Source organism: Bacillus sp. BB081 (genome assembly GCF_008368895.1).
Taxonomy (GTDB): Bacteria; Bacillota; Bacilli; order Bacillales; family Bacillaceae_G; genus Bacillus_A; species Bacillus_A wiedmannii.
This window is the reverse complement of record NZ_QOZX01000116.1, coordinates 1-1,497: the sequence shown is the minus strand read 5'-3', so window position 1 is coordinate 1,497 and position 1,497 is coordinate 1. Positions and strand designations below refer to the sequence as shown.

The window sequence follows — 1,497 nt, the reverse complement described above, 5'->3', positions numbered from 1 at the left end:
TGAACTGTACCCCGAATCATGGACACTTAAAAAAAGCCCCATGATTCGGGGTTTTTGTGTATTTTTATTAAAAAATCTCGTTATAATGGAACCAACGATAGAAATGAGGTACGGAGAATGAGTAAAATTATTTTTAACGAGATTCAAATGAAACAACTAGAAAAAAATAAAAATGTATTAAAAGCGTCGGAACGTTCGATTAGCTATTGTCCTGATTTCAAAATAAGAGCGGTAAAAGAAAATCAACAAGGAAAAGGTCCTAGCCAAATCTTTTTAGAGAATGGGTTTGACTTAGCTGTGATTGGTGAGAAGAAACCAAAACAATGCTTGAAACGCTGGCGAAGAACCTTTGAACAATTTGGTGAAGAGGGCTTTTATACAGAACGCCGCGGGAAAGGAAGCATGGGACGCCCTTCGGAAAAAGCTCTCTCTTCTGATGAAAAATTAAAAAAAGCGGAAGCACGTATTGCGTTTTTAGAAGCGGAATTGACATTCCTAAAAAAGTTAGACGAACTCGAAAGGCAGGCGTTACAGAAGAAGCGTTAACACCACGAGAAACATACGCACTGATTGAACAAACCATACGTCGCTTCCAATTCCCACGTATGGTGCGTTACCTTTGCACACTGGCTGGGGTAAGTCGGAGTGGATACTATGCGTGGCTTCATCAGTCAGATAAATATCTAGAAAAAGAACGTAATGATGAAACAGATTATGAATGGATCCAAGAAATTTTTAATCGGAAAGGAAAAATATGTGGTGGTCGTTCTATCAAAATGGTGTTGGAAAAGACAAAAGGAATTTGTATGAATCTCAAGCGTATTTACCGTATTATGCGTAAATATAATCTTGTGACAAAGGTTCGCCGAGCGAACCCTTATAAACAAATCGCAAAAGCGACACAAGAACATAAAACATGTCCGAACCTTTTACAGCGCCAATTCAATCAAGAAGAGCCTGAAAAAAGTATGTTAACCGATATTACCTATTTATTTTATGGACAAGGCAAGAAGGCTTATTTATCATGTGTAAAAGACAGTACAACACGAGAGATTTTAGCCTATCATGTCTCCTCTTCTTTACAAATGGATATCGTCTATCAAACATTAGATAACTTGAAAGAGAGATTAGGAGAAGTCATCCATCCTGAAGCGCTTCTACATTCAGATCAAGGTATTCATTATACACACCCTGAATTTCAGAAACGTGTAAGAGAAATGGGGATCAGACAATCTATGTCCCGTAGGGGCAATTGTTTAGACAATGCACCAATGGAATCCTTCTTTGGTCATATGAAAGATGAATTAGATTACAAAGATTGTCAAACCTTTGAATCCCTTGAGCTCAACATAAAGGATTATATGGAGGAGTATAATTATAATCGTTATCAGTGGACATTAAAAAAGATGGCTCCGATCGAATATCGGAACCATCTTTTAAGTGCTTGATTTTTCAGGGCTTTTTTATTAAACTGTCCATTTTATAGGGTACAGTTCA

General features: G+C 37.3%; 1 protein-coding gene. It reads left to right on the top strand.

Annotated elements, in window-relative coordinates; translation table 11 throughout:
• The first annotated feature begins 117 nt into the window (after positions 1 to 117).
• A protein-coding gene (locus DN394_RS28270; RefSeq protein ID WP_098209278.1) for an IS3 family transposase occupies positions 118 to 1,448 on the top strand; the annotation gives its coding sequence in 2 pieces (ribosomal slippage) (positions 118 to 505 and positions 505 to 1,448; 1,332 coding nt in all).
• The last annotated feature ends 49 nt before the right edge of the window (positions 1,449 to 1,497 follow it).